This is a genomic window from Bradyrhizobium jicamae (assembly GCF_001440395.1).
Taxonomy (GTDB): domain Bacteria; phylum Pseudomonadota; class Alphaproteobacteria; order Rhizobiales; family Xanthobacteraceae; genus Bradyrhizobium; species Bradyrhizobium jicamae.
Genome location: NZ_LLXZ01000221.1, coordinates 329 through 638, shown reverse-complemented (window position 1 = coordinate 638; position 310 = coordinate 329). Strand labels below are relative to the sequence as shown.

Sequence of the window (310 nt, the reverse complement as noted above, 5' to 3'; positions counted from 1 at the left end):
CGTCGTCGCCTTGGTGAGCCGTTACCTCACCAACAAGCTGATAGGCCGCGGGCTCATCCTGCACCGCCGGAGCTTTCCACCCAGAGACCATGCGGTCCTGAGTCATATCCGGTATTAGACCCCGTTTCCAGGGCTTGTCCCAGAGTGCAGGGCAGATTGCCCACGTGTTACTCACCCGTTCGCCACTAATCCCCTCCCGAAGGAGGTTCATCGTTCGACTTGCATGTGTTAAGCACGCCGCCAGCGTTCGTCCTGAGCCAGGATCAAACTCTCCGTGAATGCTTCCCCGTGATCGGGGCGAACACCACGA

At 59.4% G+C, this 310-nt stretch carries 1 rRNA gene (only partly in view); it reads right to left on the bottom strand.

Features of this window, described 5'->3' with window-relative positions:
• Window positions 1–279: ribosomal RNA gene (locus CQ12_RS39410) — 16S ribosomal RNA — on the bottom strand (it extends 1,363 nt beyond the left edge of the window).
• Window positions 280–310: the final 31 nt, after the last annotated feature.